The organism is Corallococcus sp. AB018 (assembly GCF_003986945.1).
Classification (GTDB): domain Bacteria; phylum Myxococcota; class Myxococcia; order Myxococcales; family Myxococcaceae; genus Corallococcus; species Corallococcus exiguus.
In genome coordinates this window covers 1-20,126 of the sequence record NZ_RAWR01000085.1, presented here as the reverse complement: position 1 = coordinate 20,126, position 20,126 = coordinate 1, and the positions used below count along the sequence as shown (strand labels likewise).

General features: G+C 71.3%; 16 protein-coding genes. 7 read left to right on the top strand and 9 right to left on the bottom strand.

All coding sequences use genetic code 11. The annotated features are described in order from the left end of the window. Positions 1-341: 341 nt before the first annotated feature. From D7Y11_RS19255 to D7Y11_RS19240, 4 genes are all read left to right on the top strand, one after another. Positions 342-1,262 (top strand): ABC transporter ATP-binding protein, encoded by a 921-nt coding sequence (locus tag D7Y11_RS19255; RefSeq protein WP_233604915.1) that lies wholly within the window; start codon positions 342-344, stop codon positions 1,260-1,262. 62 nt (positions 1,263-1,324) lie between these two features. Then, complete coding sequence (locus tag D7Y11_RS19250; RefSeq protein WP_233607335.1) at positions 1,325-2,098, top strand: hypothetical protein; 774 nt, start codon at positions 1,325-1,327, stop codon at positions 2,096-2,098. Between the two features lie 3 nt (positions 2,099-2,101). Further along, complete coding sequence (locus D7Y11_RS19245; protein WP_120575516.1) at positions 2,102-3,223, top strand: hypothetical protein; 1,122 nt, start codon at positions 2,102-2,104, stop codon at positions 3,221-3,223. 117 nt (positions 3,224-3,340) lie between these two features. Continuing rightward, complete coding sequence (locus tag D7Y11_RS19240) at positions 3,341-6,550, top strand: fused MFS/spermidine synthase (RefSeq protein WP_126934404.1); 3,210 nt, start codon at positions 3,341-3,343, stop codon at positions 6,548-6,550. Positions 6,551-6,566: 16 nt separating this feature from the next. Here the strand turns inward: D7Y11_RS19240 and D7Y11_RS19235 are convergent, their stop codons facing one another. The 3 genes from D7Y11_RS19235 to D7Y11_RS19225 form a co-directional block, all read right to left on the bottom strand. Beyond that, positions 6,567-7,553, bottom strand: coding sequence for a DUF6268 family outer membrane beta-barrel protein (locus D7Y11_RS19235; protein WP_126934403.1), 987 nt, complete (start codon positions 7,551-7,553; stop codon positions 6,567-6,569). A gap of 163 nt (positions 7,554-7,716) precedes the next feature. Next, positions 7,717-8,862, bottom strand: coding sequence for a DUF1015 family protein (locus tag D7Y11_RS19230; protein ID WP_126934402.1), 1,146 nt, complete (start codon positions 8,860-8,862; stop codon positions 7,717-7,719). 67 nt (positions 8,863-8,929) lie between these two features. Beyond that, entirely contained in the window at positions 8,930-10,204 is a 1,275-nt protein-coding gene (locus D7Y11_RS19225; protein WP_199753748.1) for a hypothetical protein, read from the bottom strand. Between the two features lie 95 nt (positions 10,205-10,299). Between D7Y11_RS19225 and D7Y11_RS19220 the strand changes: the two genes are divergently transcribed. Together D7Y11_RS19220 and D7Y11_RS19215 are read left to right on the top strand one after the other, a co-directional pair. Next, the gene (locus D7Y11_RS19220; RefSeq protein WP_126934401.1) at positions 10,300-11,769 is read left to right on the top strand and encodes a deoxyribodipyrimidine photo-lyase; all 1,470 of its coding nucleotides are present in this window, start codon (positions 10,300-10,302) and stop codon (positions 11,767-11,769) included. Between the two features lie 104 nt (positions 11,770-11,873). Continuing rightward, a complete protein-coding gene (locus D7Y11_RS19215) occupies positions 11,874-12,197 on the top strand; it encodes a polyhydroxyalkanoic acid system family protein (protein ID WP_120575522.1) in 324 nt (107 codons plus the stop codon). 33 nt (positions 12,198-12,230) lie between these two features. Here the strand turns inward: D7Y11_RS19215 and D7Y11_RS19210 are convergent, their stop codons facing one another. The 6 genes from D7Y11_RS19210 to D7Y11_RS19185 form a co-directional block, all read right to left on the bottom strand. Continuing rightward, positions 12,231-14,000, bottom strand: a complete 1,770-nt coding sequence (locus D7Y11_RS19210) for a CheR family methyltransferase (protein WP_120575536.1) — start codon at positions 13,998-14,000, stop codon at positions 12,231-12,233. Then, on the bottom strand, positions 13,994-14,995 hold the full coding sequence (locus D7Y11_RS19205; protein WP_120575537.1) for a chemotaxis protein CheB: 1,002 nt from the start codon (positions 14,993-14,995) through the stop codon (positions 13,994-13,996). The genes D7Y11_RS19210 and D7Y11_RS19205 overlap by 7 nt, the downstream gene beginning before the upstream one ends. 37 nt (positions 14,996-15,032) lie before the next feature. Next, on the bottom strand, positions 15,033-17,336 hold the full coding sequence (locus D7Y11_RS19200; protein ID WP_121752706.1) for a hybrid sensor histidine kinase/response regulator: 2,304 nt from the start codon (positions 17,334-17,336) through the stop codon (positions 15,033-15,035). A gap of 66 nt (positions 17,337-17,402) precedes the next feature. Then, positions 17,403-18,662: a methyl-accepting chemotaxis protein gene (locus D7Y11_RS19195; protein WP_121752707.1), complete on the bottom strand. Its 1,260-nt coding sequence runs from the start codon at positions 18,660-18,662 to the stop codon at positions 17,403-17,405. A gap of 5 nt (positions 18,663-18,667) precedes the next feature. Continuing rightward, positions 18,668-19,072, bottom strand: coding sequence for a Frizzy aggregation protein FrzB (locus tag D7Y11_RS19190; RefSeq protein WP_120575525.1), 405 nt, complete (start codon positions 19,070-19,072; stop codon positions 18,668-18,670). Next, positions 19,069-19,551 (bottom strand): chemotaxis protein CheW, encoded by a 483-nt coding sequence (locus D7Y11_RS19185; protein ID WP_120575526.1) that lies wholly within the window; start codon positions 19,549-19,551, stop codon positions 19,069-19,071. The genes D7Y11_RS19190 and D7Y11_RS19185 overlap by 4 nt, the downstream gene beginning before the upstream one ends. A 180-nt stretch (positions 19,552-19,731) precedes the next feature. Here D7Y11_RS19185 and D7Y11_RS19180 point away from each other — a divergent pair. Next, the coding region (locus D7Y11_RS19180; RefSeq protein WP_148139215.1) for a response regulator at positions 19,732-20,126 on the top strand (395 nt) is incomplete at its 3' end.

Below are 20,126 nucleotides of genomic sequence, written 5' to 3'. Positions count from 1 at the left end.
GTCGATGACTGGCATTGCAGGGTCTGGACCAGGGGCACCGTTGGAACTCCCAGGAGTGCAACGCCCGGGAAAGACGAGGTGTCGCGTCGCGCCACGCGCTCTCCGGGTGCGCAATGACTTTCCCAGCGGCGCGAACAGGGGAACGCGGAGGGGCAACCCGCATGCAGGGCCGCCCGTCCCTCCCCCGAGGGCACTGGTTTCCATGCGGGTGCAATCATCCGCCCAGCGGGTCGTCTACAGTCGTAACCGTGACGACTCCTCCTCCCGCCCTTGAAGTGCAGGGCCTGCGAAAAACGTATCGCCGAGCGTTCGGACGCGGCGGCCATGAAGCCCTCCGGGGCATGGACCTCCACGTCCCGGCGGGCAGCGCCTTCGGGCTGATTGGCCCCAACGGCGCGGGCAAGACGACCTTCATCAAGAGCGTGCTCGGCATCGTCCGGCCCACCGCGGGCACGGTGCGCGTGCTGGGCGGGTCCCCGGAGGATCCCGCCATCCGCGCGCGCATCGGCTACCTGCCGGAGCGGCTGCACCTGCCCGGCACGTGGAAGTCGCCCGCGTTCCTGGCCACCGTGGCGCGGCTCAAGGGGCTCAAGGTCGACGCAGCCGCGCACGCGCGACTGCTGGAGCGCGTGGGGCTTTCAGACGCGGTGGACCGGCGCATCGGCGGCTACTCCAAGGGCATGCGGCAGCGGCTGGGACTGGCGGCGGCGCTGTTGGGAGACCCGGCGCTGCTCGTGCTGGACGAGCCCACGGACGGAATCGATCCCATGGGCCGGCTGGAGGTGCGCCGCATCCTGCAGGAGGAGGTCCGGAAGGGCGTGACGCTGTTCCTCAACTCGCACCTGCTGGCGGAGACGGAACGCGTGTGCGACCGCGTGGCCATCCTCGCGGACGGGCGCGTGCTGCGCGAAGGCAGGCTGGAGGAGTTGGCGAAGGCGGGGGCCCGCTGGCGCGTGCGCTTCGCGCCCGGCGCGGATACGCAGGCGCTGACGGCGGCGGGCTTCATGGCCGTGGCGGATCCAGCGCGGGGTGGAAGGACTGGCGCGGTGGTGGGCGGTGACGCGCGGGCGGGCGTGGCGCCCATGGTCGGTGGCAGGGAGGACGGCGTGTACACGGTGGAAGCGGCGGACGTGGCGGTGCTCAACGCGGCGCTGGACCGGGCGCGGGCCTCGGGCGCGCTGCTGATGGAGCTCAAGCGCGAGGGCGCGGACCTGGAGGCGGTGCTCCTGGGCGCCGTGGGCGGGCCGGGGGTGGCGGCGTGAAGAGCCCTGTCTTCGTCATCGCCGGCTACGTGCTGCGCGAGGCGGCGTCTCGCAAGTTCATCATGGCCTTCATGGTGGGGCTCACGCTGGTGCTGGCCACCGTGGCGCTCAGCCTCAAGCTGGAGGTCGTGGACGGAGCGCTCGCGGCGACGCGCCTGTTCGGCGAGGTGATGCGCTCCAACATCATGTCCGTGGACGTGGCGCTGCGGCCCATGTACCGCGCGGCGGCGTACCTGGTGTTCTACGGCGGCATCCTCTTCGGCATCGTCGCGTGCTCGGACTTCGCGCCGGGGCTCCTGTCTCCCGGCCGCATCGAGCACCTGCTCTCCCTGCCCCTGCAGCGCTGGCACCTGCTGGCCGGCACGTTCCTGGGGGTGATGACGCTGGCCCTGGGCGGCACGGTGTACGCCGCGGGCGGGCTGACGCTCATCTTCGGGGTGAAGACGGGGTACTGGACGGTGGGGCCGCTCATCGCCGGGGGCCTGGCGTGCGTGGGGTTCGCGGCGGTGTACGCGGTGATGCTCACCACGGCGACGCTGGTGCGCAGCGCGGCACTGTGCTCGGCGGCGGGCTTCGTGCTGCTGGTGGGCGGCATCCTCGCGGGCTTCCGCGCGGACGTGTCGCGCTACCTGGAGTCGGGCTTCGGCCGCACGGCGTTCGACGCGGTGACGCTGGTGCTGCCCCGGCTGTCCGCGCTGGCGTCGCGCGCGGCGGACCTGGCCAGCTCCACGCCGCTGGAGAAGGGTTCGCTGGGCATGCTGCTGGGCGGCGTGCTGGTGTTCGCATTGGGGGCCCTCTCCGTGGGCTTCTGGCACTTCGAAGGAAAGGACTGCTGAACCATGGATTCGCGCGGGCGCAGGAGGGTGTGGCTGGTGGGGGCGCTGCTGTTGTTCGCCGGAGGCGCGGTCCTGATGTTCACGGGCCAGGGCGACAAGCCGGCAGCGGAAGCTCCGGACGTGGAGTTCCCCCGGCGCATGCGGGGCACGGACCTGGAGCGCGCGGAGAAGCGGCGCACCTGGGTGATGCCCGCCGTGGTGGACGCGGGCGTGGCCGCGCCAGCGAAGCCGAGGGACCCGCTGCTCGCGGCGCTGCCCCGCGGCCCGGGCCGCACGGCGGTGGTCATCGAGGCGAACGCGCTCCGCTACTCGCCCGTGGGCGAGCTGCTCATGGACTGCCTCCTGCGAGACGGCGGCAAGAACCTGGAGCAGTTCAAGGCGCTGAGCGGCGTGGATCCGCTGCAGGACCTGGACCGGCTGGTCGTCACCGACGAGGGCGTCATCCTCTCCGGCGACTTCAGCAAGGCGAAGTACCAGGAGCTCCTGGGCGAGCGCGTGGCGTCCGACCACGGCCCGGGCGCGCGCGTGTACGAGCCGGGGGACACGACCTTCGCCCTGCCGGACGGCGGCACGCAGCGCGGGCGCATGGACAGCGCGGTGGGCACCTGGAACAACCAGATGCTGGTGTTCGGCAAGTCGCCGGACTCCGTGAAGACGGTGTTGGATCGCATGGATGGGCGCGGCCAGGAGGAAGGCGCGCCGCTCCTGGATGAGAACAGCACCTACGGCGAGATGTACGGCGTGCTGGCGGTGGAGACCCTGGCGAAGCTGCTGGGGCCGGGCCAGGAGGAGCTGGCGCGGCGGCTGACGGACGTGGCCCAGAACGTGGAGCTTCACCTGGACACCAGCGGCGACGTGGCCATGGTGGCCAACGTGACGGGCCTGGACGCGGAGAAGATGACGGACCTGGGCAAGTCCCTGGGCGGCGCGCTGTCCATGGCGCGCATGAAGGCGCAGGCGGACGGCAAGGACGACCTGGCGCAGCTCCTGGACTTCGCGAAGGTCCGGCCGGACGGCTCGTCCTTCAAGCTGGAGCTGGCCGTGCCCCTGGCCACCCTCCAGGAGCAGCTCGCCTGGTGCCGCCAGGAGCGCCAGGCCGCCGAGCGCGCGAAACCGGCGCCGTAGGGGCAGGCAGGCCCCGCTTCACTGTTTTCAGCCGGACAACTCGTACGAGATACTAGGACCCGGCAGGGAGCCGCGACCCGTCATGAAGAGGACGGGCGCCGGCTCCCCGAGGGTTCGATGAACGCACGCGTCTGGAGGGTGGCTCCCCTCCTCTTCGGTTCGGGGCTTTGCGCGCTGGTCTACCAGACCGTGTGGGTGCGGGAGTTCCGCCTCATCTTCGGGGCCTCGACCGCCGCTTCGGCCGCGGTGCTCGCCATCTTCATGGCGGGGTTGGGTCTGGGCAGCGCGCTCCTGGGCGCTCGGGCGGACCGGCAGGCGCGGCCGCTGGGCTTCTACGCGAACCTGGAGCTGCTCATCGCCGCGAGCGCCGCGCTGAGCCCCTTCCTCGTGGAGGCGGTGCGCGCCATCTACGTCGCCCTGGGCGGCACGCCGGTGATGGGCCTGGGCCTGGGCACCGTCGTGCGGCTGGTGCTGTCGCTGCTGGTGCTCGCGGTGCCCACGGTGCTCATGGGCGGCACGCTCCCGGCCGCCGCGCGCGCGGTGCTCTCCGACGCGGATCCGCACCGCCGCGACCTCGCCCTGCTCTATGGCATCAACACGCTGGGCGCCGTGACGGGCGCGGTGGCGTCCACGTTCCTGCTGCTGGAGGTGCTGGGCAACCGCTCCACGCTCTGGTGCGCCTGCCTGCTCAACGCGCTCGTGGCCATCACCGCGCGCTCCGTGAGCCGTTCGATGGAGTCCGACGCTCCGGCCACGCCCGTGCCCGCCGAGGCGGCGCCCGCCACCGGGCCCGTGGCCAACGCGAGCGCGCTGCCGCCCCAGGGCTTCGTGCTCGTGGCCGCGGCCGTGGTGGGCTTCGCCTTCCTGCTGATGGAGCTGGTCTGGTACCGGATGCTGGGACCGCTCCTGGGCGGTACGACCTTCACCTTCGGGCTCATCCTCGCCCTGGCGCTGCTGGGCATCGGGTTGGGCGGCACCGCCTACACCGTCTTCTTCCGCCACCGCCCGGCCACGCTCCAGGGCTTCGCGCTCACGTGCGCCGCGGAGGCCGTGCTGATGGCGCTGCCGTTCGCGCTGGGGGACCGGCTGGCCATCCTCGCCGCGCTGCTGCGCCCTCTGGGCGGCATGGGCCTGGCGGGAATGGCGCTGGGCTGGACGTTCATCACCTCCATCGTGGTGTTGCCCGCCGCGTTCGTGTCCGGCGTGCAGTTCCCGCTGCTGCTCGCCCTCATCGGGCGGGGCAGGCAGGACGCGGGCCGGCAGGTGGGCCAGGTGTACGCGTGGAACACGGGCGGCTCCATCGTGGGCTCGCTCGCGGGCGGCTTCGGGGTGATTCCGCTGCTCACCGCGCCGGTGACGTGGCAGGCCGTGTCCGGACTCCTCGCGGCGCTGGGCCTGGGCGCCGCCCTCCTCTCCTTCCAGCGGGAGCGCCAACGCAGCGCCCTGGTGGCGCCGGTGCTGGCCACCGCGCTCGCCGTGCTGCTGCTCACCGCGCAGGGGCCCACCGCCGCGTGGCGCCACTCCGGCGTGGGCGCGGGCCGGACGGGGTTGGAGAACGCCAACAACCAGCGGATCGACGGGTTCCTGCGCACCAGCCGGGCCGCCATCGCCTGGGAACACGAGGGCGTGGAGAGCAGCGTCGCGCTGGGGGATGACGACGCCCTGCACTTCATCGTCAACGGTAAGGTGGACGGCAACGCCATTGGCGACGCGACCACCCAGGTCATGGCGGGCCTCGTCGGCGCGATCCTGCACCCGGCGCCGCGCACGTCGCTCGTCATCGGGCTGGGCACGGGCAGCACCGCGGGCTGGCTGGGCCGGGTCCCGGAGATGGAGCGCGTGGACGTGGTCGAAATCGAGCCCGCCATCCTGGAGGTCGCGCGCCGCAGCCACTCCGTGAACGCGGACGTGATGAACAACCCGAAGGTGCACACCGTCTTCGGCGACGCACGCGAGGTGCTGCTCACCACCCGCCAGCGCTACGACATCATCTTCTCCGAGCCCTCCAACCCGTACCGCGCCGGCATCTCCAGCCTCTTCACGCGCGAGTTCTACCAGGCGGCGAAGCAGCGGTTGTCCGAGGGAGGCCTGTTCCTGCAGTGGCTCCAGGCCTACGAAGTGGATTCCCTCACCGTCCAGAGCGCCTACGCCACGCTCGTCTCTGAGTTCGCGGAGGTGGACACCTGGCAGACGCAGTCCGGAGACCTGCTGCTCATCGCCTCCACGAAGCCGCAGTCACTCGAGCTGCAAGCGCTGCGCGCCCGCATTGCAAAGGAGCCCTTCCGCACCGCGCTGTCCGCCGTGTGGCGGACGGACGAACTGGAGGGCGTGCTCGCGCACTTCATCGCGAACGCAGGGCTGGCGAAGCTGGCGGCGGAGCGCGGCGCGAACATGATCAACACGGACGATCTGTCCTCCATGGAGTTCGCCTTCGCGCGCGGCCTGGGCCAATCCATCTCCTTCTCCACCGCGGACATGGGCCGCCTGTCGCGGCGGCTCGGGGTGGACCGGCTGGCGTTCACGGGGGGAAGCCCGGACTGGGGGCGCGTGGAAGAGCTGCGGTTGTGGCTGGGGACCACGCTCCCTGGGCAGGTGTCCGAACAGGCCCGTCCCTACAAGGCCTTCGTCGACGCCGCGCTGGCGGGCCAGGACGCCGTGGCGCTGAGGCACTGGACGCGCATGAAGCGGGAGCCCCGCGGCCCCCTGGAGCAGTACCTGGTGGCACGCGCGCTGGTGATGACCCGCAACCCCAAGGCGCTCGAGGCCGTGCAGGCCTTGAGGGCGATCCTCCCCGTCGAAGCGGACTTCCTGGAGGCCCTGCACCTGGAGTCCCAGAAGCAGGATGCTCCCGCCACGGCGTTGCTCGAGCGCGCGTTCACGGCCCTGCGAGAGGATCCATGGCCGACGCGGGAGCTGACGCGCACGGCGCTGGGCGCCGCGGTCCGGGTGGGCCAGCGCTCTCCGGAGTTGGCCCGGCGGCTCTACGTGACGCTCGAGCAGCCCTTCGCGGCCAGCGCGGCCACGGAGCGGCGGAAGCTGGTCCGCGCGAGGCTCGCGGTCGCGGCGGGAGGCATGGCGATGTGCGTGGAGGGGCTCGCTCCCCTGGAGCCGCATTTCCCATGGAACCGCGACCTGTTGATGGAGCGCGCCGCGTGCTACGCCCAGCATGGCGACGCCCGGGCGGAAGCGGCGCGGGAGGACCTGGAGCGCTTCCTGGCCCAGGCGCCCCCTCCCTTCCTGGAGGACGCCCTCCCAGAAGAGCCCCCGAGGAATGAGGCGCCGAAACAAGAGGCGCCGCAGGCCACGGACGTCCCGGAGGGACAGTAGGTCCGCTCCGCGGTGCTCAGGGCGCCGGGCGCGGGCTCTTCGCCTTCGCCTGGGGCCGTCCGGGCCGCCAGCCCAGGACAACGCGCGCGTACGGAGCGGGCCCCATGTCCAGCCCGCGGACGTTCAGGCTTTCGCGCTGGCGGTCCAGCAGCGCGTAGTCGTTGATCAGCGACAGGCCCACCGACGAGCTCAGCCAGAGGTCGCGGCCCAGGTGGACGTTCACGGTGGGGCCCACGCGGACCTGCGTCTCGCGCAGGTAGCTGGCGTTCAGCGCCCGGAGCTCCGGGTCGAAGCGGGTGCGGAGCACCTGCATGTCCAGCGCGCCCACCAGCCCCAGCTCCACCGTGTCGCCCAGCTTGCGCAGCAGCGTGAGCCGGGGCAGGCCCACCTCCAGGACGTACGGGCCCCGGTTGTAGGTCAGGCTCAGCATGGGCACCACCGGCAGCTTGTCGAACGGCCACAGCGCCACCACTCCGAACGTCACCCCGAGCCCCGGCGTGTCCTCGAACTGGTAGTTGGCCATCGCGAACGCCACCCACGACGTGTCCAGCGCCATGTCGAAGGAGGACTGGAAGTCCGTGCGGGTGCTGGCCATCACGCCCGTGACGAGCAGCCAGCGCGGCACCAGGGGCCGGACGACCGTGAGCCCCAACTGGATGCGGTGGAACTGCCGATCCACCGCGTCATCGCGCACGGCGGGCACGTCCGCGCCCATCCACCGCGTCTCGTAGCCCACCGACGGCAGCAGGTACGTGCGCCCCAGGACGAGTGGCGGCAGCGGCACGCGCAGCTCCAGGGTCCGCCGCTCCTTGATGCGGGCGCCTCCCGCTTCCAGCGAGCCGCCGCCGGAGAGGCCGTAGCTCAGATAGAGCCGGTCCGCCTGCGTCTGCGCCAGCACGCGGGTGCCCATGAGCAGCAGCAGCGCCACGCCCCAGCCGCTCAAGCCCGCGGCCATCCGGGCCCGGAGTCGCCATTGCACGGCGCGGCGGAAGTCCACGCGCATCACACCCTGCCTTCGCAAAGACGGAGCGGCCGGACCCCGCCCCGAGGCCGAGGAGTCTACCCTGCCCCGCCGCACCCGGGGTGAAGCGAAAGGCGTGTGGGTGTGTCAGCCCACCATGGCCAGTCCTGCGCGGTGCCGGTCAGCGCACGCACACAGGAGGCCGTCAGGCTTCGGGATCCATGAAGAGCAACCCCGCGGGCACGCGCGGCTCCACGCGCAGGGTGCGCGGAGGCAACGTGGCCTGGGCCTCCATCACCGCCCTCACCTCCCACACCGGCGGAGGGTTGAGCGCGAAGCCCGCCTGGAACGTGCCGGCCTCCACGCCCGCCACCAGCGCGCCCAGGCCGTGCACCGGGAACACCTGTGGATGTCCGGACGCCTCCGGCTCCTGGATGCCCAGCACCGTGCGCAGCACCAACGCGTTGAGCAGCGCCAGGTCCAGGCTGCGCAGCGTGGGGTTTCGAGGCGCGCCCTTCAGGTGCGCCAGGTCCAGGCCCTGACGGAAGCGCAGGATGCGGCCCCGGCCTCCCGGCAGAACCAGCAGCACGGCGTGCTGTCCGGGCACCAGCGTGGCCAGGCGCTCGCGCGCCGCGGAGAGTCCCTGCGGCGTGGTGAGGGGCGCGTCCAGCTCCGTCACGCGCGCGTACGCGGCCACCAGGGTGAGGAAGGTGTCCTCCTGGAACGTCTCCACGCCCTTCAGGGCACGGTGGATGGGGCACAGCTCCAGGCCCGGCTCGGACAGCGGCACCACCGCGGCCAAGGTCTGGCCCTGCTCGCTCAGGGCCGCCAGGGGCCGCATGGGCGCCTCGTCCAGCACCGCCTGCAGGCGCTTGGACACCGGGGACGGTTCGATGCGCAAAAGCGACACCGGGCTGCCGTCGTACAGCCCCTTCCAGACGGAGATGCCGCGCTCGGCGGCTTCGGCCAGGAGGGCGCGGAGGGCGCCGTGGTCATCCGCCACCAGGGTGACGGCGGGCTCCACCTCCCACGCGCGGGGCCGGTACGGGTCCTGCTCCAGCGACGGCACCGCGTCCGGCGTCAGCGCGCACAGCAGGTAGCGCACGGGTGGGCCGGAGAAGCGGCCCGCGGGGCCGTGCAGCTCCACCACGTAGAGGGCGGGACGTGCGTCCTTCAACAGCCCGCCCGAGTCGCGCAACCGGCGAAGCTCGGCGCTCGGGTTCGCGGCCTCCAGCAGGGGCCGCACATGCGTGGGCAATGGGGCCGCGTTGCCGCGAGGAGGACCGTCACCGGGCTCCAGCGAGGAGCCCAGCGAGGTCAGGAGGGCCGAGAACGGAAGGACGCGCGCCATACCGGGGAAAGGTGATGCCGCCCATCCCCGCGTGCCATCACGCCTGCTCGCCCGTCCGCCTGGCCGTCTACCACCAGACGTTCTTGTAGGGCCGGTCCTTGGCGCTGCGCAGGGAGGACCGGTCCACGCTCTCTTCCCACAACAGGCTCACGGTGGTGATGGCGCCCGCGGAGCCCAGGAAGGACAGCACGTAGGGGGTGGACTGGTTGAAGCCGCCCAGCACCAGGCCGGAGATGAGCAGCACCGCCGCGCCCACACCGCCGCCAAAGAGGTCCGCACGCAGAATCTGCGACGCCGTGGGGTTGTAGCGCATGGTCGCCAGGGCCAGCACGCCCGCGCCCACTCCCGGGGAGATGAGCAGCAGGTCCTTCCACGTCTTGCCGGAGATGGCCGTGCCGGAGAAGTGCACGATGGCGAGGAACAGCGCGCTGTACGCCGCCGCCCAGCCCGCGCCGGACGCCACCAGCAGGCCGTCCGAGAGCGGCAACTGCCCGCCCCCGATGCCCGCCGTCAGCCACGCGCCCAGCTCCGCGCCCAGGAACCCGGCCCAGGTGAGCACGCCCGCGTCCTGGGTGATGAGGTCCATGAAGCCCGCGAGGAACATGCCGCCGATCCCCGAGTTGAGGATGGTGAAGTTCGCCATGGGCGTGTCCACCCAGTTGTTGAACTGCCACCACGCGGAAGCGCCGAAGCCCAGGCCCGCGCCAATGAGGGTGCCCGCGAGCATGGACTCGCGCGAGCTGCGGTCGAAGTTGAACTCCTTGTTGAACGCCTGCGTGAAGAAGCCGCCCAACGCGCCCAGGGCCGTGTGGTGCAGCACGAAGCGCGTGCTGCCGGGACCGGACAGGAACGGCCCCCGGCGGCGCTGGCCGTCCAGGAACACGCCGTTGTCCTCCGGCGGAGGGCGGAGTCGCGAGGCGGCCGTCGCGGTCTCGTCGCGGATGGACTCCGGGCGAACCTCGCGCGTGCCTTCCGTCAACGGCGCCTGAGGCTCGGTGCGCAGGCGGTCCGGATCCGGCGGCGCGAGCGGCGCGTCGCTCGCGCGGGGAGGCACGTCATCCGGGTTCGTCTGCGTGGACGGCGGATACGCGTCGATGTTCGACGGCCGCGAGGGAGGCATCTGCCCGTCAGCGTCGCTGGAGGCCGACACGGGCCGCGGCTCTTCCGCCTGGGGCTCGGCCTGCGAGGACGGCGCCGGGTACATGCCCGGCGCGGGCGGAGGCGGCGGCTGCGGTGCCGGATAGACGCCCGTGCCACCCGCCTGCGCGAGTGCGAGGCCCGGCAACATCAGCGCGACCGCGAGGACGGTGACAGGGAGGTTCCAGATTCGACGGTGTGACACGCGAGGCGCTCCTTGGGTCCGGCCGTCCGGCAGAAAACCACAACCGGTGCGCGCGTGTTGGTTTTCCGCCGCGTGTCGAAGATTCTCGCGCGCCCATGCCCGAAGGCATCTCGTGGTCCGAACTCGGCGTCGACTCCGCCCGCGTGCAGGCGGTGAACGAAGCCCCCTTCCCTCCTGGTCAGCGCGACTTCGTCCTCTACTGGTGCATGGTGAACCATCGGTGGGAGGAGAACCACGCGCTGGACGCCGCCATCGCGCTGGGCAACCACCTGGGCCTGCCCGTCGTCGTCTACCAGGCCATCCGCCCGGACTACCCCTACGCATCGGAGCGGCTCCACGCGTGGGCCCTGGAGGGCATGGCGGACATGGCGAAGGGCTGCGCCGCGCGCGGCCTGCAGTACTGGCTGGAGCTGCCGCGCACGAAGAAGGAGCACAAGCCGCGGCTCGCGAGCCTGGGCCGGCGCGCGGCGGCCGTCGTGTCGGACCTGTTCCCCACGTACATCATCCCGGGCCACCTGCGCGGCGCGGCGAAGGCGCTGCGGGTGCCGCTCATCGCCGTGGACGCCTCCTGCGTGGTGCCCATGCAGCGCATCCCCGCGGCCCAGGTGGGCGCGTACGCGCTGCGCCCCAAGCTGCGCAAGCTGTGGCCGGAGTACCTGGAGCGCACGCTGCCCCAGCGAAAGCCCCGCGTGTCGGGCGCGAAGCTGCAACCGGACTTCGAGCTCTCCGACGCCGTGAAGGCCCGCGCCGAGCTGGACACGTTCGCGTTGGATCATTCCGTGAAGCCCGTCTCCGAGCGCGGTGGACGCAAGGCAGGCCTCAAGGCGCTGGATGCATTCCTCCACGAGCGGCTGGAGGGCTACGACACCGGCCGGAATGATCCAGGCCTGGGCCAGCAGTCCAACCTGTCGCCCTACTTCCATTGGGGCAACCTCTTCCCCGGCGAGGCAGCGCGCGCGGCCATCGCGGCGAAGGGCAAGGACCACCCCTCCGTGCAGTCCTTCGTGGAGGAGCTGCTCGTGCGCCGCGAGCTGGGCTTCAACTACTGCTTCCACACGCCCGGCCCGAAGCAGCTGAGCACGGACTCCCTGCCTGGCTGGGCGCGCGAAACGCTCTCACGCCACCGGAAGGATCCGCGCCCGCATCTCTACTCCTTCGAGGATCTGGATCAGGGCCGCACGCAGGACGCGCTCTGGAACGCGGCCCAGCGCGAGCTGCGGGAGCGAGGGCGGATCCACAACTACCTGCGCATGCTCTGGGGGAAGAAGATCCTCGAGTGGAGCCCCACGCCAGAAGAAGCGCTGGCCCGCATCGCGCGGCTCAACGACACCTACGCGGTGGACGGACGCGACCCGGCGAGCGTCTCCAACTTCATGTGGGTCCTGGGGCTGCACGACCGGCCCTTCCAGGAGCGCGCGGTGATTGGGAAGGTGCGGCCCATGAGCTCGCTCCGCACCGCGGAGAAGTTCGACCTGGACCCGTACCTGGAGCGATGGGGCGCCACGGCCGAGCAGCCCGAGGCTCCCGCGAATGTAAAGAAGTCCCGCCGGAAGACAGCCCGGTAGGCCGCCGGTGGACATCCCCCTGAAGACGGCGGTTCACTTTCCGGCCCGGGGTCACTAAACCGGACGGACGCACCCGCTTTCGCGGAATGAATCAGGAGTCAGCCATGGGCACGATGAAGTTCGAGGTCCCCCACAACCTTCCCAAGGACGAGGTCAAGAAGCGCGTCGAGCAGCTCCTCCACTACTGGGGCTCCAAGTACGGCGTGAAGTCCGACTGGCAGGGCGACGAGGGCGCGAAGCTCGTCGGCAAGGTGATGGGCATCAACCTGGACGCCAGCTTCGTCATCACGGACAAGGCCATCTCCGGCGAGGGCACCGACCCCGGAATGCTGCTGCGCAGCCAGGCCAAGACGTACATCCAGAAGAAGTTCGGCGCGGTGCTGGATCCGTCCAAGAGCCTGGATCAGGTGAAGGGCAACCTGGACTGACGTCGTTCCGCCGTGCGCCGGGCTGTGCTGCTTTCAGCCCGGCTGCTCCTCCAGCGCGGCCAGCGCATAGCGGGCCGCGCGGGAGATGGCCTCCGCGGAGTCGAGCATCTCCGGGTAGTGCCCCGCCAACGGGCGCTGCGGATACTTCAGCTGAGCAACGGCGTTGCGGTAGCTGCGCCGGGCCGCCTCGAAGTCCTGCGTGCGCTCCTGTACCTGGGCCAGCAGGTAGTGGCCAATGGCCAGCGTGGGCTCCAGGAACAGGGCCTTGGCCAGCTCGGAGCGAGCCTCGGTCAGGCTCCCCGCCTGCATCGCCGCCACCCCGCCGAAGACGCGCGCCTCCACGCACAGCGGCTCGCGCTGGAGCGCCTGACCGAAGGTTTCGCGCGCCTCGTCGATGCGGCCGGTGAGCGAGTACAGGTTGCCCAGCGTCAGGAGCGCGTCCAGGTCGGAGGGCTCGTCCACCAGCAGGCGCTTCACGCCGTCGATGGCGCCAGGGAAGTCTCCCTGCGCCATCTTGCGCACGGCCATGTTCAAGCGCTCCGCGGGCGGCAGCAGCTGCGGCCACGAACCGCTGGGGCGCGCGGGCACCGCTTCCGTCAGCGGCCGGGACGCGGGCGGATCCACGCGCACCGCCGCGAAGGAACCAGTCGTCGCGGTCCGGCGCGGAGGCTCTCCGGGACGGGTCGGATCCTCCTTGATGGCGGGGAACTCCCCGGTGCGGGCCGGTTCCGGGCGGACGGCGGGGAACTCCCCGGTGCGGCGCCCCGCCAGCGCGCCCAACGCGGGCATCTCCAGGGTGGGCCTGCGCACGGGCGCGTCCGGAGCCTTGGCACCCGCCGCGTCGGTGCGCAGCCTGGCCGCGGTCTCCGCGCTGGCCTGCATCCGCTGGCGCAGCTCCACGGCGAAGGACTCCGGGCTGCCCGGCCGGAGCTCCGACGCCATGGGCGCCAGCGGCGGCGGCGGACGGGGGCGCTCGCCCAAGGGGCGCCGGTACACGAACGCACCGTCCACTTCGATCATCTCGAAGCGGTCATAGACCTTGAACAGGCTCTCCGAGTACCCCAGGAAGAGCAGCCCGCCCGGACGCAGCGCCGCGAGGAAGCGGTCCATCAGCGCGCGGATGGTGGGCAGGTCGAAGTAGATGATGACGTTGCGGCAGAGGATGAGGTCCAACGACGCGGGCGCCACCTTGTCGAACACCGGCACGGCCAGGTTCTGACCGTCGAAGCGGATGTACTCGCGCAGGATGGGAGACGCCTCGTAGCCGTCCTCCACGGGCCGGAAGAAGCGCTTGAGCCGCTCCGGTCCAATGGCCATCGCGCGACGCGTGGTGAAGCGCCCCTGCCGCGCGGCCTCCACCGCGGCCAGGTTCAGGTCGGTGGCCCACAGGTCCACCTCCACCGCGAGCGCCCCCAGCTCCGCCATCACCAGCGCCAGGCTGTAGGGCTCCTCGCCGGTGGCGCAGCCCGCGGACCAGATGGTCACCTTGCGCATCTCGCGCCGGGCCCGCGCGAGCAGCTCCGGCAGCACGCTCTGCTCCAGCGCGCGGAACTGCTTCGCGTCGCGGAAGAACTCCGTGTGCCCCACCGTCACCAGCGGCAAGAGCGCGCGCAGCTCCTCCTCGCCGCTCACGCTCATCAGCTTCTGCAGGTACTTCTCAGGGTCGCTCAGCCCCAGCACGGGCATGCGCGTGGACAGGGCGAGCCGCAGGCTGTGGTAGCCATCCAGGGTGATCTTCAGCCCCGCGCGTTCCAGGAGGAGCGCGGCCAGCTGCTGGAGCACCTTGTTGCCCACGTTCAGCACGCGTCCACCCACTGGACGAGCGTCGGCGCGATGACGTCCAGCGGCAGCACCTGCTGCGCCGCGCCCAGGAGCACGGCCTCGCGAGGCATGCCGTAGACGACGCACGTGGCCTCGTCCTGCGCGATGGTGCGCCCGCCCCGCTCGCGAATCTCCTTCAACCCCCTGGCGCCGTCGCGGCCCATGCCCGTCAGGATGACGCCAATGCACCGCCGGCCGAAAGACTCCCCGGCCGAAGTGAGCAGCATGTCACACGAGGGCCGGAAGCCCCGCAGGGCAGGTCCTGTATCCAGTTCCAGACGGCCGTCCGGCTTCACCAGCAGATGTCCTCCCGAAGGGGCGATGTACACCGTGCCCGGCTCCATCCACGCGTCATGCGTCGCCTCGACCACGCGCAGCGCCGTCTCCGTGGAAAGCCAGTGCGCCAGACCTTCCGTGAAGCCCTGGCTGATGTGTTGACAGTAGGCGATGGGCGCGGGGAAGCCCCGCGGAATCATCCGCAGCACGGAGGCGACGGCCTTCGGCCCGCCCAGCGAGGCAGCCAGCGCCACCAGGGGAAACGGCGCGGTGGGCCCCTCCTGCACCGGCTGTTTGGCCTTGGGCGAGGAAGGCGGCGAGCGCACGCCCTTCACCTGCGCCAGCATCACCAGCTTGCGGTTCACCGCGTGCCAGAAGTCCGGCCCCGGAGTCATGGGCCGGTCCATCACGTCCAGCGCGCCCATGGCCAGCGCCTGGAACGCCTGCTGGCCGGTGAGCACGCCCGGGTGCAGCGCCAGGATGGGCGTGGGGCGCTGGGCCATGATGCGCTCGATGGCGCCCAGCGCCTCCGACGACACCAGGTCCACCAGGAGCACGTCCGGGAAGTGCCTGCGCACCACCGCTTCCGCGCCCACGAAGTCCGCCTCTGGCGGGCCCACGGCGACCAGGGACTCGCCCTCGAAGAGCCCGCGCACCAGCCCGCGCAGGCCCCGCCCCACCAGGAGTACCCGGAACGCCAGTCCCATCACCGCCGTGCCGCCACCCACGAGAGGCTCCTCAGGTCAGCCTATCGATGGACTGCGCCAGGATCTCCACCCCCAGCTCGCCCTTCACCAGGTACGCATCCGCGCCCGCATCCAGGCCGCGCCGCTTGTCCTCCGGCGACGCGAGCGACGACAGGATGATGACCGGGATGCGCGCCACGGCGGGCGTGCCCTTCAGCCGCCGCGTGAGGGAGAAGCCGTCCAGCTTCGGCATCTGCACGTCGGTGAGGATGAGGTCGTACGTGTTGTTCTGCACCTTCACGTACGCCTCCTCGCCGTCCTGGGCCTCCTCCACGGAGTGGCCCAGCGCCTTGACGAGCGCGCCTTCCGTCGCACGCGCGATGGGCGAGTCGTCCACCAGGAGCACGCGCAGCCGGCGGCTGGCGGGCGCCTGGGTGACGGGGCGGGCCATGCGGCGCACCTCCGTCATGATGTCCGGCACGTGCAGCAGCACCGCGATGCGCCCGTCCTCCAGCGCCGCCGTGCCCGCGATGAACGGCGCGCCCTTGAGGAACTCGCCGCCGCAGGGCTTCACCGCCACCTCGCGCTCGTCCACGAAGCCGTCCACCACCAGCGCGGCGTAGTCGTCGCCGTGGCGCACCACCACCGCGGGGGGCTTGTCGAAGCGGTTGCCGCCGTTGAGGCCCAACAGCGGCCCCAGCGCCACGAGCGCCGTGGGCTTGCCCCGGTGCCGCACCGCCAGCGTGCCGAACACCTCCATGCGGTCATCCGGCTTGATGCGCATGACGGCCACCACGTCCGCGGCGGGCATGCCGTAGACGTCGTCGCCCAGGCGCACCAGCAGCACCTTCATGAGGGCCAGCGACTGAGGCAGGCGCAGCGTGATGGTGGTGCCGCGGCCCTGGCGGCTCTGCACGCCCACGGACCCGCCCAGCGTCTCCACCTTGCGCTTCACCACGTCCATGCCCACGCCGCGGCCGGACAGCTCACTGACCTGTTCGCGCGTGGAGAAGCCGGGGCGGAAGATGAGCTCGATGGCCTCGCGCTCCGACAGCGCGGCGGCCTGCACCGGTGACAGCAGGCGCTTGTTGATGGCCACCTGCTTGAGCCGCTCGGTGTCCATGCCCCGGCCGTCGTCCTCCACCTCGATGTGGAGCATGTCGCCGTCCACGCGCACGCGGATGCGGATGCGGCCCGTGTCGGGCTTGCCCATCTGCTGGCGGAAGTCCGAGGACTCCAGGCCGTGGTCCACGGCGTTGCGCAGGAGGTGCACCAGCGCGTCGCGCACGTCCGCCAGCATGGACCGGTCCACGCCGATGTCGGCGTTCTCGATGATCAGGTCCACTTCCTTGTTCTGCGTCTTCGCGATGTCGCGCACCGCGCGAGGGAACGCGTCGAACACGGTGGACAGCGGCACCAGGCGCGCCTCGGCCACGTGGTCCGCCAGCTGGGCCAGGTTGCCGTGCAGCGTGTTGATGCCGTCCCCGTTGCGGCGCACGAAGCGGAACGCGTCGTCGCGCAGCATGTGCAGGTCCGCCTCCGCGCGCTCCAGCTCCGTGCGGATGACGTCCGGGACGTCCACCTCCTCGGAGATGCGCAGGAAGCGGTCGCCCAGGCGGCTGAAGCGCTCGAAGAGCTGCGCCGTCTCCGTGCTGCGAAGCCGGCCGCGCGCGCTCTCCACCAGCAGGTCGCCGGCGAGCAGGCCCAGCGAGTCCAGCACCTCCACGTTCACGCGGATGCTGCGGTCCGCGATGGAGTTGCTCTTCGCGGTGTTCGGAGCCTCCTCCTCCTTCGCGGCCGGAGCGGGCGCGGCCACGACGACAGGTTCCGCCGCACGGGGCGTGGCCTGCGCGGGCGCCGGAGCAGGCACGGGGGCCTGCACCATGGCGGCGGGAGGCGCCACCGGAGCCTGCACCGCGGGCTTGGGCGGCGCGGCGGAGGGCTTGCGCACCGGGCCCAGCGCGGGCACGGGGTGGCCGGACACGTCCGACAGCGCCTTCACCATCTCCTCGGTGGCGGACGAGCCGGTGTGGGCCGCGTCCAGGTCCTCGATGAGGTCCGACAGCACGTCGCAGGCACGGAGCATGACGTCCGTGGCCGTCTCGGTGGCGGTCTTGCCTTCGCGCTCGGCGCGCAGGACGTCCTCGGCGGCGTGCGCGAGCTGCCCGATGGCGGCCAGGCCCAACATGCGGGCCTCGCCCTTCATCGTGTGCAGTTCGCGCGCGACGTCCTCCGCGGCCTGCTCCGCGGTCTCCTTCTCCAGGTCGATGACTCCCAGTTGGATCTTCTGGAGTCGGTCGGCCGTGACCTCCTGGAACTTCTTCAGGAGGGATTTCTTGAGGGCCTCGGTGTCCATGGGTCGCGGGCGTCAGGGCGCTATGCACGCCCCTCGTCCCCTTTTCTCCCCTCAGGAGAACGCCTGCTAGTCGGCCTTGAAACGCTTGATGAGCTCGGCGAGCCGGGCCGCGAGCTGGGTGAGCTCGGCGGCGGCCCCGGTGGCCTGCTTCGACGCCTGCGTCGTCTGGCGCGTCACGTCTTCAATCTCCGCCATGGACGCCACCACCTGCTCGGTGGCCGTGCGCTGCTGCTGGGTCGCCAGGTTGATGACCCGGGCCGCGTCGCTCGTCTCCTGCACACCGGAGAGGATGCCTTCCACGGCCTGCGCCGCCACCGCGCCCAGCTTCTCGCCGGACTCCGTGGCGTGCTTGGACGCGTCCGCGGCGCCCGCGGCGGCCTGCGTGGCCTCGCGGATCTCGGTGATCAGGTTCTTGATCTCCTTGGTGGACTCCAGGACGTTCTCCGCCAGCCGGCGCATCTCCGCCGCGACGATGGAGAAGCCCTTGCCCGCCTCGCCCGCGCGGCTGCCTTCCAGCGCCGCGTTGAGCGCCAGCAGGTCGGAGCGGTCCGCGATCTCGTCAATCACCTCCACCACCGTGCCAATGCGCTCCACGCGCTTGGACAGCTTGGAGATGGAGTCCGCCACCGCGACGCCGTCGCTGCGGATCTGCTGCATGGCCTGGATGAACTCGCCAATGGCGCCACGGCCCGCGCGGGCCGCGCCCAGCGTCTCCTCCGCCACGCGCGCCACGCTGCCCGCGTTCTCCGCGATCTGCGCGGACGCGTGCTTCAGCTCCTCCATGGTCGCGGTCGTCTCGTGGATGGCCGCGGCCTGCTCGGTGGAGGACGTCTCATGCTGCGTGGACGCCGCCAGCACCTGGTTGGCGGAGGACGACAGCCGCAGCGCGGCCTCGTTGATCTCCCGCACGAAGATGCGCAGCGTCTCGATGACCTTGCCGAAGCCCTCCAGCAGGGGCCCGAGCTGGGGGTCTTCGGTGGACGTGTTCCAGCGCGACAGGTCGCCTTCACGCACCAGGATGATGAGCGAGTCGAGCGCCTGATCGATCTCCTGGGCCGCCACCTGCTTGCGGTGTTCGGCGGAGGAGAACTGCTCCAGCACCTGGTTGAGCAGGTGGCCGAAGCCGGTGGCGTCCGCCTGCACGCGGTCCTGCGGCACTCGCGCGTTCAGGTTGCCGGCCAGCACCGCCATCAGCGTGTCGGTGAAGGGCTTGAGCGGATCCGTCACGGTGTTGGCGATGACGGACTCCGCGCCGGCCTTCACGCCCGGGGACTTCCTCGCGCCGCGGGACTTCGCGGGCTTCTCGTTGGGGCTCTCCAGGGACATGTGTGTCAGTGCCTTCCTTGCGTCTTCAAGGTTTCCGCCAAATCAATGAGCAACACGGGACGGCCCGCCTCTTCATCCAGGCAGATGCCCACCGCATACGAAGCCGCCGAGGCGGCGGCCGGCATGCGGCGCAGCCCGGCGACGGGGATGGTGCGCACCCCGTTGACGGCGTCCACCTTCAGGTGGCCCTCGCCCTCGGGGGTGTCGAACACGAGCGCGCGGTGCCCCCTGTGGGGCAGTCCCAGGTCGCGCACGGTCAGGTCGTCCGGGAGCGCCCGGTCGATGCGCAGCACGGACGACGCGTCCGTGCCGTACTCCGAATCACCAATTTGGAAGAAGAGGACGTCCACCTCTCCCAGGACCCGTTCCTGCTCGGGGGCTTCCTCATCCAGGAAGACGTCGCCGCTCATCGCACCACCGCGCGCTGACGGGCCGTCTGAAGGAGCTTGGAGAAGTTGAGCAGGTTGAGGCCATCCGCCGGGCCCGACCCATGCACCACGCCCAGCAGGTGCTCCGCGGCCTGATCACCGCCCAGGGGCGGCGGCACGATGTCCGCCACGGGGATGCGGCGCAGGCCGAGCACGACGTCCGCCACCACGCCGGAGACGTAGTTGCCGCTGACGCCCACGAAGATGCGGGTGCGCGGACCGATGCGCGCCTCGCCCTTGCTGAGGAAGCGCAGCATGTCCACCACGGGCAGCACCTGTCCGCGGTGGCCGGTGACGCCCAGGATGAAGGACGGCGTGCGCGGCAGAGGCGTGAGCAGCCCGGCGCGCAGCACCTCGAGCACGTTCTCACTGGGCACGCCAAAGCGCAGCTCGCCCACGCGGAAGCAGAAGAATTCCAGCTCCGGCCGGGCCTGGGCGGCCACCGTGCGGTCTGGCGCCATGCGCAAGGCGCGTTGGAGGGGGGAGGAGTTCGGGGTCAAGGCAGCGAAGTATCCGAGACCAGGATAAAGAGGGTCAAGGGTCCATCGTCCGGTGATGGACCGGCCGCCTGCTCTCCGTTTCGATGGTCCATCGTGACCCAAAGGTGTAGGGTTGTGCGCTGGCAGCCCTTGAGGAGGACGATGTCCCGCGTACTGGTCATTGACGACAGCCCGATGCTTCTGGAGCTTACCGTCCGGGCCCTGACGGCCGCCGGCTATGAGGCCATTGGCGCGCCGGACCTGGCTACGCTCAACCAGAAGCTCACCGAGGGCCCGTTCGCGCTCATCCTCATGGACGTGAACATGCCGGAGATGTTCGGCGACGACGTCGTCGAGTACCTCCGCACGGTGAAGGGCGTCACCTCCAAGCTCGTCCTCTACTCGGACATCTCCGAGCAGGAGCTGGAAGCGAAGGTGAAGAACTCCGGCGCTGACGGCTACATCCTCAAGAGCGGAGGCCTGGAGGGCGTGCTGGGAGGCGTGATGGGCCTCATCGGCGCCCCGGCGCTGAACATCCCCGCCGCCGTCCCCTCCCC

Coding starts and splice junctions, on each gene's coding strand:
- D7Y11_RS19190 (WP_120575525.1), bottom strand. CDS start 19,072: ATGAGCGGCGACGTCTTCCTGGATGAGGAAGCCCCCGAGCAGGAACGG.
- D7Y11_RS19185 (WP_120575526.1), bottom strand. CDS start 19,551: ATGGCGCCAGACCGCACGGTGGCCGCCCAGGCCCGGCCGGAGCTGGAA.
- D7Y11_RS19215 (WP_120575522.1), top strand. CDS start 11,874: ATGGGCACGATGAAGTTCGAGGTCCCCCACAACCTTCCCAAGGACGAG.
- D7Y11_RS19250 (WP_233607335.1), top strand. CDS start 1,325: ATGGCCTTCATGGTGGGGCTCACGCTGGTGCTGGCCACCGTGGCGCTC.
- D7Y11_RS19245 (WP_120575516.1), top strand. CDS start 2,102: ATGGATTCGCGCGGGCGCAGGAGGGTGTGGCTGGTGGGGGCGCTGCTG.
- D7Y11_RS19255 (WP_233604915.1), top strand. CDS start 342: ATGGACCTCCACGTCCCGGCGGGCAGCGCCTTCGGGCTGATTGGCCCC.
- D7Y11_RS19195 (WP_121752707.1), bottom strand. CDS start 18,662: ATGTCCCTGGAGAGCCCCAACGAGAAGCCCGCGAAGTCCCGCGGCGCG.
- D7Y11_RS19230 (WP_126934402.1), bottom strand. CDS start 8,862: ATGGCGCGCGTCCTTCCGTTCTCGGCCCTCCTGACCTCGCTGGGCTCC.
- D7Y11_RS19220 (WP_126934401.1), top strand. CDS start 10,300: ATGCCCGAAGGCATCTCGTGGTCCGAACTCGGCGTCGACTCCGCCCGC.
- D7Y11_RS19200 (WP_121752706.1), bottom strand. CDS start 17,336: ATGGACACCGAGGCCCTCAAGAAATCCCTCCTGAAGAAGTTCCAGGAG.
- D7Y11_RS19240 (WP_126934404.1), top strand. CDS start 3,341: ATGAACGCACGCGTCTGGAGGGTGGCTCCCCTCCTCTTCGGTTCGGGG.
- D7Y11_RS19235 (WP_126934403.1), bottom strand. CDS start 7,553: ATGCGCGTGGACTTCCGCCGCGCCGTGCAATGGCGACTCCGGGCCCGG.